9 protein-coding genes and 1 other annotated feature are annotated in these 9,068 nt (G+C 36.7%); all 9 genes read left to right on the forward strand.

Annotated elements, in window-relative coordinates; all coding sequences use genetic code 11:
• Positions 1-327 precede the first annotated feature (327 nt).
• The 9 genes from speD to rplT all read left to right on the forward strand — a co-directional run bounded on the left by speD (position 328) and on the right by rplT (position 8,786).
• A complete protein-coding gene (speD, locus tag ACE38V_RS13140; RefSeq protein WP_375841781.1) occupies positions 328-708 on the forward strand; it encodes an adenosylmethionine decarboxylase in 381 nt (126 codons plus the stop codon).
• A 233-nt stretch (positions 709-941) separates the two neighbouring features.
• Positions 942-1,403 carry a transcriptional regulator NrdR gene (gene nrdR / locus ACE38V_RS13145; RefSeq protein ID WP_375841783.1) on the forward strand — a complete coding sequence of 154 codons (462 nt, stop codon included), beginning with the start codon at positions 942-944 and terminating at the stop codon, positions 1,401-1,403.
• Between the two features lie 112 nt (positions 1,404-1,515).
• Positions 1,516-2,922: a replication initiation and membrane attachment family protein gene (locus tag ACE38V_RS13150; protein ID WP_375841785.1), complete on the forward strand. Its 1,407-nt coding sequence runs from the start codon at positions 1,516-1,518 to the stop codon at positions 2,920-2,922.
• Positions 2,923-2,927: 5 nt separating this feature from the next.
• A complete protein-coding gene (gene dnaI / locus ACE38V_RS13155) occupies positions 2,928-3,857 on the forward strand; it encodes a primosomal protein DnaI (RefSeq protein ID WP_375841787.1) in 930 nt (309 codons plus the stop codon).
• Positions 3,858-4,039: 182 nt separating this feature from the next.
• Positions 4,040-4,888, forward strand: a complete 849-nt coding sequence (gene ytxC / locus ACE38V_RS13160; protein ID WP_375841789.1) for a putative sporulation protein YtxC — start codon at positions 4,040-4,042, stop codon at positions 4,886-4,888.
• Positions 4,889-5,277: 389 nt separating this feature from the next.
• Complete coding sequence (thrS, locus tag ACE38V_RS13165) at positions 5,278-7,209, forward strand: threonine--tRNA ligase (protein WP_375841791.1); 1,932 nt, start codon at positions 5,278-5,280, stop codon at positions 7,207-7,209.
• Positions 7,210-7,344: 135 nt separating this feature from the next.
• Positions 7,345-7,479, forward strand: a sequence feature (ribosomal protein L20 leader region).
• Positions 7,480-7,683: 204 nt separating this feature from the next.
• Positions 7,684-8,187, forward strand: coding sequence for a translation initiation factor IF-3 (infC, locus tag ACE38V_RS13170; protein WP_075982526.1), 504 nt, complete (start codon positions 7,684-7,686; stop codon positions 8,185-8,187).
• Positions 8,188-8,203: 16 nt separating this feature from the next.
• Positions 8,204-8,404: a 50S ribosomal protein L35 gene (gene rpmI / locus ACE38V_RS13175; RefSeq protein ID WP_375841792.1), complete on the forward strand. Its 201-nt coding sequence runs from the start codon at positions 8,204-8,206 to the stop codon at positions 8,402-8,404.
• Between the two features lie 25 nt (positions 8,405-8,429).
• Positions 8,430-8,786 (forward strand): 50S ribosomal protein L20, encoded by a 357-nt coding sequence (gene rplT, locus ACE38V_RS13180; protein ID WP_375841794.1) that lies wholly within the window; start codon positions 8,430-8,432, stop codon positions 8,784-8,786.
• Positions 8,787-9,068 lie beyond the last annotated feature (282 nt).

Consider the following 9,068-nt stretch of genomic DNA (forward strand, 5'->3'; position numbering starts at 1 on the left):
TGCACACTTCACGTCCTGTGCGTCGAAAACCCCCACTGATGGAAGTTTCACTTTATACGCAATGAAAAGTTTCAGGCGGTTTTATAGGAAATGGATCATAAAAGGGTAATTTCTAAAAATGAATAGAATTGCAGGCTTGGGTAATTTTTTTTATTAAGCATGTTGCAAAAAAAAATCAAACCAAGTATACTAATGCTCGTGAACTTCTTGAGATTTGGTGATTTTTCTACTTAAAGGGTTAGGACCTCTTAGGACTAACTTTCCCCCGTGGTAGTTATAACCCAAATGAAAAAGGGATCTTCATTAAAGTAAAGGGGGAAATTGAATATGGAAACGATGGGTCGTCACGTTATCTCTGAGTTATGGGGTTGTGATTTTGAAAAATTAAATGACATGGATCAAATTGAACGAATTTTTGTAGATGCTGCATTAAAGTCTGGTGCGGAAATTAGAGAGGTAGCATTTCATAAATTTGCGCCACAAGGAGTAAGTGGAGTTGTCATTATTTCAGAATCACATTTAACTATTCATAGCTTCCCGGAGCATGGATATGCAAGCATCGATGTGTTTACATGCGGTGACCTAGACCCTAATATCGCTGCAGATTATATTGCAGAGGCATTAGGAGCTCAAACGAGAGAAAACATTGAAATCCCAAGAGGTATGGGTCCTGTTCAAGTTAAACAGCCAAAAGCAAATGTCCTATAATGATATAGTACAATGACTAGAGGTGACATACATATGCACCTCTTTTTAGATGGAACAATACATAAATTGAATATAAATAGTCTATATATAAGTTTTACCAAAAGCAATCGGTGAGAAGCTGATTGCTTTTTTTCTTTGGGAGTGCTTGTTGTAATACTTGTACTAAAACCCTCTTTTATATAAGATATTAGTAAGAAATAGTCGAAAAGGAATATTGATTTGGAGCTGATCATATGAAATGCCCTTCATGTCAAAATAATAATACACGAGTGCTGGATTCTCGCCCCGTTGATGAAGGACGCTCAATTCGCCGCCGAAGAGAATGTGAAAAATGCGGTTATCGGTTTACTACTTTTGAAAAAGTGGAAGATATTCCATTGATTGTCGTGAAAAAAGAAGGAACGCGGGAAGAATTTAGCCGTGAGAAAATTTTACGCGGCCTTATTAAGGCATGTGAAAAACGACCGGTTGCTTTAAAGGAACTGGAGTTTATTACTTCTGAGGTAGAAAAGGAACTTAGAAGCCAAGGAGTTTCTGAAATTAAAAGTGAGGTCATTGGTGAAATGGTCATGGATCGCTTAGCGAATATTGATGAAGTAGCTTATGTCAGATTTGCTTCTGTTTATCGACAATTTAAAGATATAAATGTATTTATTGAAGAATTAAAGGAATTATTGAAAAAAGACCAATCATAATGGTTACTCAATTCATTTCCATTCAATATTTGTTTTAGAATATCGTTTCATTACATCCTCATTTATTTGAGATTGGATCTTCTTTTAAACATTTGAAAAAAGGATTGAAATAATGATGCAGCTTTGGAATAAACTAAGACCTATGGATCGATATGTGGTTACGTCAAATGGGCTATTGCAAGAATATGATCGAAGAATTCTCACTTTTTTGTATCAACCATTAATTGGGTTAGAGTCATATGGTTTATATATGAATTTTTGGTGTGAGTTAGAAGAAAATCGTCTTCGTTCAAATAAGGCATCATTACATCGGGATTTAATGCATCTGCTTGGGGAAAGCTTAAGCAATATTTATTTGTGGAGAACCAAGCTTGAAGGGATTGGATTATTGAAGACATTTGTCAAGGAAACCGAGGAGGAGCGCCTTATCATCTATGAATTACAGCCGCCGCCATCTCCAGAACTTTTTTTTAACAGTGGGGCGTTAAATATTTATTTGGAGCGTAAGGTTGGTGAAAAACAATATCTCCGTCTGAAACAATATTTTAGTGATAAGCTTATTTCTAAAAACGGATTTACTGAAGAAACCATCCCTTTTGAGGAAATATATACTTCTATTTCTGATAAAGCCCTACAGGAATCAATTGAATTAGAAAAAAAAATGGATTTTCAATCAGATAGAAGGTTTATTGGCAGTGGAGAAACGCCTAAGATATTTACAAATGCCGAAGCTTTCATCGATATTGATTTTATTATAAATCAATCGAAAATGATTCCACCTGAAGCCTTTACACCACTCGTTAAAAAGACAATGGGGATTCTTGCTTTTGTCTATGGAATCGATGCCATCAAAATGATGCAGCTCGTACTAGATGCTTTTCAACCGAACACGGATGAAATCAACGTGGATGAGTTAAAGGAAAATACAAAAACTTGGTATCAATTTAATCATAATGATAAATTGCCATTACTAGTAGATAAAATACAACCCCCTATGCTACATTCACTCTCCGAACCACCCAAAAATAAAGAAGAAGAGCATATATATTACTTAGAAACTACCTCGTCAAGACAACTTTTAATACAATTAGCTGGTGGGGCAGAGCCATCCCTAGCTGATTTGAAATTAATCGAAGACATTATGACAAAGCAAAAGCTCGAGCCTGGGGTTATGAATGTATTAATAGAGTTTGCTATGATCAAGCAGGATATGAAATTAAATAAAAGTTATATCGGGAAGATTGCCTCCCATTGGGCACGAAAAAATATTAAAACGGCTAAAGAAGCGATTGAATTTGCACGGAATCAGGATAAAGAATATAAAGAATATGCAGCCAATCGCTCACAAAAGGTCAATACTTATAAAAGAAAAGCGATAAGAACGGAAGTCATCCCTGATTGGTTTAAGAATCAAGATCAAGAAGCAGAGCAAAATACCGAGATTGAAAAGGATTTCGATTTCGAAGAAGAGAAAAGAAAATTGGAAGAGGAATTAAAACAGTTTAGAAAAGAGAGGTGATGAGTGTGGAAAGAATTAGCGATACCATCAGCCGGCTTTCAAATCATCAAGATTTTCAAAAAAGGCATGAGCGATTACGTAGCCAAATTCTAAGCGACCCATACGTGAAGAATTTTATCCAGGAACATCGGGACGAATTAAATCAAGCAATCATAGACCGAGGATTAAACAAACTTTATGAATTTATTTCGCAAAGCAAAGAATGCCATGATTGTCCGAGCTTACAGCAGTGTAAGAATATGCTTCAAGGCTACAGCCCTGTCCTTGTGATTCGAAATCAAATGATTGATATTCAATATGAAAAATGTCCACGTAAAATCATGGATGAAGAACATAAAAAGCATGAGAAGCTCATTAATAGTCTTTATGTTCCAAAAGAGATTTTACAGGCCACATTTTCGAATCTGGATATTGACGAAGGAAGATTTAAAGCCATCCAATTTGCTAAGGATTTTGTCAAGAATTATCATCCTGAAAAGTGGATGAAGGGCTTATACCTTCATGGCCCATTTGGAACGGGTAAAACCTATATTTTAGGGGCGATTGCCAATGAATTAGCTGAAAGAAAGGTTTCTTCTCTTATAGTTTATGTTCCGGAATTTCTAAGGGAAATAAAGAGCTCCATTGGTGAGGACAATTTAAATCAAAAAATTGATTTAATCAAAAAAGCCCCTGTTTTGATGCTGGATGATATTGGTGCTGAGTCCATGACGAGCTGGACGAGAGATGAAATATTAGGGACCATCCTTCAATTTCGGATGATGGAAAAACTGCCGACCTTTTTTACCTCTAATTTTAATTTTAAAGATCTTGAGCAGCATTTAACTTATAGTCAACGTGGAGAAGAAGAGGCGATAAAGGCCGCGCGGATTATGGAACGGATAAAGTATTTAGCTACCGAAATTTTAGTTCAAGGACCAAATCGCCGTAAATAAGATTATGAAGAAAAGCGAATCCAAATGGGTTGGCTTTTTTTTGATGAATGAAAAGTCATGCTGAAAATGGAGTCGATTTATTTTTATTTTAATCAGGAGGATGAGTTATCGGTTAATACTTCTAAATTGGTCAAATTCCCCATATACATGAGACAAGGATTTCTAAAAAAGGGGGGATCTGATTGATTGAAATCATATTCCAAAATAAAGAAGATGCAAAGAGATTATTCGGCTTTTTTAAATCAAAAACAGAGTTGAATGAAATTCTTCTCGAAGAAGATAAAAATAGAGGAATTGTTCGTTTTGAAACTTTTTTAAACCAGTCGAAACACATATTGAGTGAAACCTTTTATCAATTTATATTGAATATTAAACAGGTGGATTGGTTCAAAAGAATTTTGCGTGAGCAGTATTATTATGAGGATGAGGACGAGCAACAGCAAATTTTAGCTATTATCCAATCTATTCTTGAAGGAAAGCGGGAGGATTTATCTGTCTTTATTAAGGAAGCAATCAATAAAGAGAGTGTCCGAGAAACAATTGAGGATATGTTTAAGAATCAAGTTTCTTTCTCATTTGATTCCTTTGTACGTTTCCGTTTAAGACCCTACATGGATCAACTTATTTCTTATGTAGAGCTTTCGATTGATGAATACAAAATGGAACAAGAATATCAAATATTTATTCAAACCTTGAGGGAATTTCTTTCCGTGAAAGACTCAAAGGTGAATGACTTGCATTTACTTTTTGATGAGGGGATAACGTTTTATGACGAGAGCTATGAAGAAATCAAAAGGAAAGAGCTGATGCGGATGATTGATCGAAAGCTGATCTCGAATCATCCGGTTTATATTGATTCTGTTACGATTGGACCTCTCTTATCGATTGCGCCAAAGCAAATTCATCTTTATACAAATGATGTGGAACAGCCATTAATCCGCACCATCCAAAATATTTTTGAAGAACGGGTGGAAATAATGCCTATCTCAGCTTTTTATCATGATCAAAGTGAAATTGAAGAAAAATTGTAAGTTGCCCTTGATTTTCAAAATTTAAGGCTCTATAATTACGTACATAACATTGAAATATGAAAAAAGTTATGATGAGGACAAGGGTATTCCTTTACGGTTACTAGAGAGGGAAGGCAAGGCTGGAACCTTCCTAATACGATTAGAGTACTTACCACCTCTAAACTTCAACCATGAAAGCTGAAAAAATGTTCGTATGCTTTTTTTCAATCACTATTGGTTGACGGGAAACCGTTATCGAACTAATTAAGTCATTTCACCTCCTGAGGTAAAATGAAAATTAGGGTGGAACCACGTGTTAATCAATATAACTCGTCCCTTGTATCGGGGCGGGTTTTTTATTTTGCCTTAAATCAGCCCTGATGATTAAACTAAAAAAGGAGGAATTTATCATGTCAGAATTGGTTAAAGTTACGTTTCCTGATGGAAATATGAAGGAGTTTCCTAAAGGAACGACAACAGAAGAAATTGCAGCATCCATTAGCCCAGGTTTAAAAAAGAAATCATTAGCTGGTAAATTAGGCGGCGTGATGTATGATCTTCGCCGTCCGATTGAAGAGGATGGTTCAATCGAAATTATCACTTCAGATAGCGAGGAAGCTTTAGAAATTTTGCGCCATAGCACTGCTCATTTAATGGCTCAGGCAATTAAACGGCTCTATAAAAATGTAAAGCTTGGTGTTGGTCCTGTTATTGAAGGTGGATTTTACTACGATATCGATATGGAAGAATCGATTACACCAGAGGATCTGCCTTTGATTGAAAAAGAAATGAAAAAAATCGTTAACGAAAATATTGAAGTCGTTCGTAAAGAAGTATCAAGAGAGGAAGCGATTCAATTATATAAAGAAATTGGCGATGAGTATAAATTAGAATTGATTAATGCGATTCCTGAAAATGAAACCGTTACTTTATATAAACAAGGAGATTTCATTGATCTATGCCGTGGAGTACATGTACCTTCAACTGGTAAAATCAAAGAATTTAAATTACTAAGTATTGCAGGCGCTTATTGGCGCGGGAATAGCGACAACAAAATGCTTCAGCGCATTTACGGAACAGCCTTCTTTAAAAAGGAAGACTTGGCAGAGCATCTGCGCTTACTTGAAGAAGCAAAAGAGCGCGATCATCGTAAAATTGGAAAAGAGCTTAGCCTGTTTACAACTTCTCAATTGGTAGGTCAAGGTTTGCCATTATGGCTTCCTAAGGGTGCAACGATTCGCCGTATTATTGAACGTTATATTGTGGATAAAGAAGTGCGCTTAGGTTATGAACATGTGTATACTCCTGTTTTAGGAAGCGTGGATCTTTATAAAACTTCTGGTCACTGGGATCATTACCAAGAAGACATGTTCCCTATCATGGAAATGGATAATGAACAATTAGTTCTTCGTCCGATGAACTGCCCACATCATATGATGGTTTATAAAAATGGAATTCATAGCTATCGTGAGCTTCCAATCCGTATTGCTGAGCTTGGAACGATGCATCGCTATGAGATGTCAGGAGCCTTATCTGGCCTTCAACGTGTACGTGGGATGACTCTGAATGATTCTCATATTTTCGTTCGTCCGGACCAAATTAAAGATGAATTCAAACGAGTTGTTAATCTAATTTTGGAGGTATACAAAGACTTCAATTTAACTGATTACTCCTTCCGCTTATCATATAGGGATCCAGAGGATACTGAAAAATATTATGACGATGATGCAATGTGGGAAAAAGCACAAAGCATGTTAAAAGAAGCGATGGATGATATGGGGCTGGATTATTATGAAGCAGACGGAGAGGCAGCCTTTTATGGCCCTAAGCTTGATGTTCAAGTGAAAACTGCATTAGGTAGGGATGAAACTCTATCCACTGTACAGTTGGATTTCTTGCTTCCTGAACGTTTTGACTTATCCTATGTTGGAGAAGATGGCAAGCCGCATCGCCCAGTCGTTATTCACCGTGGGGTAGTTTCTACAATGGAACGCTTTGTTGCTTTCTTAATTGAAGAATATAAGGGTGCCTTCCCAACTTGGTTAGCGCCAGTTCAGGTTCAAGTAATTCCTGTCGCTCCAAGTATCCATCATGATTATGCGAAGCAAGTTCAAGAGAAACTTTTAGCAGAGGGCTTCCGTGTTGAACTCGATTCTCGTGATGAGAAAATTGGTTACAAAATCCGCGAAGCACAAATGCAAAAGATTCCGTACATGCTTGTAGTAGGAGACAAAGAAGTTGCAGAAGAGGCAGTGAATGTCCGTAAATACGGTCACCAGGATTCAGAAACGATTGCTTTTAATGAATTCCTTGCATCTCTTAAAGCGGAAGTAAATCGTTAATTTTAAGATGTAAAAATAAAACTGTTGCAATTCAATGATTCTTTGTGATAAAATCTTTATCGTTGATTAGAAAAATATCTGTTTGACACCATGTCATCCATGTGATATAGTAACTAAGGTAAATTGAATACAAGTTAGTAAAAGAAGAAGCACCCGCTTCTCACCTGATTGACGCATAAGGCTGTTAGCAGGTTTTACGTAAGCATTTTTTCTTGTTAAAATGAGGTTTTCGTAAAGTGTGGGTGATTTCATCCGCACTTTTTTATTTGTATAAACCTAGTTTTTCTTTTAAAGAAGAGCTTTATAAAAAACCTGCGATTCCATTTTGAGTCATGATTTGAAAGATAAGCGGAGGAAGACTAATTGCTAGCTCACTATCTCAGTGAACAAGGTGATCCAATCACTTGTTTTCCCGCTCTTGACCGAAACGTTGTATTCGTAAAAAACCGGAGGTGTCTAACTATTAGCAAAGACATGTTGTTAAACGAGGGAATTCGTGCCCGGGAAGTTCGTCTAATTGATCAAAACGGGGAACAATTAGGAATCAAGTCCAAAAACGAAGCATTAGAAATAGCAGCTCGTGTAAACCTTGATCTTGTTCTAGTCGCTCCAAATGCGAAACCACCAGTAGCCCGTATTATGGACTATGGTAAATTCAAATTTGAACAGCAAAAGAAAGAAAGAGAAGCACGCAAAAATCAAAAGGTTATCAATATTAAAGAGGTTCGCCTTAGCCCAACGATTGATGAGCATGACTTTAATACAAAGCTTCGTAATGCCATCAAGTTCTTAGAAAAAGGCGATAAGGTAAAGGCATCTATCCGCTTTAAAGGACGTGCCATTACGCATAAGGAAATTGGTCAACGTGTTTTAGTCAGATTTGCTGAAAGCTGTAGCGAGATTGCTACGGTTGAGTCTCATCCAAAAATGGATGGAAGAAGCATGTTCATGACTCTAGCACCTAAAAACGATAAGTAATGAGGAGGAATCCCTAATGCCAAAAATGAAAACTCACCGTGGCGCTGCAAAGCGTTTTAAGAGAACAGGTTCTGGTAAACTTAAACGTTCTCATGCATACAGAAGCCATTTATTCGCTAACAAATTAACAAAACAAAAACGTAAACTTCGTAAAGCAACTCTTGTATCTGCTGGTGATTACAAGCGTATCCGTAATTTATTAGTAAATCTTAAGTAATATCCGATTCTAGGAGGGAAAACATATGCCACGTGTAAAAGGCGGTACAGTTACTCGCAAACGTCGTAAAAAAGTTTTAAAATTAGCTAAAGGTTATTTCGGTTCAAAACATACATTATATAAAGTTGCTAACCAACAAGTAATGAAATCATTACAATATGCTTTCCGCGATCGTCGTCAGAAAAAACGCGACTTCCGCAAACTTTGGATTACTCGTATCAATGCAGCTGCACGCATGAATGGCCTTTCTTACAGCCGTTTAATGCATGGATTAAAGCTTGCTGGTATCGAAGTAAACCGCAAAATGCTAGCTGAACTTGCAATTGCAGATGAAAAAGCATTTGCAGAATTAGCAACAGTTGCGAAACAAAACTTAAAATAATACACTGACAGTTTAAAAGCCATTCTCATGTGAGGATGGCTTTTTTGCACTTTAAGAAAGCATTCCTGTATTAAAGCAAAATGAGGTTTGAACAAAAAAAGCCCTCTTGGTATGATACGAGGTGTCCAGTCGACAGGACCCTTAATTTGACCAAGGAGGACTTCAAATGAAGTATAAACAAAATGAAAAGATTTTACAACTGACAGAAAATACCTTAATTGTAGGAATTGACATCGCCAAGCATAAGCACGTGGCCCGCGCCCAAGATTTTAGGGGCATACA

Source organism: Cytobacillus sp. Hz8 (genome assembly GCF_042263505.1).
In the GTDB taxonomy this organism is placed as follows: Bacteria; Bacillota; Bacilli; order Bacillales; family Cytobacillaceae; genus Bacillus_BE.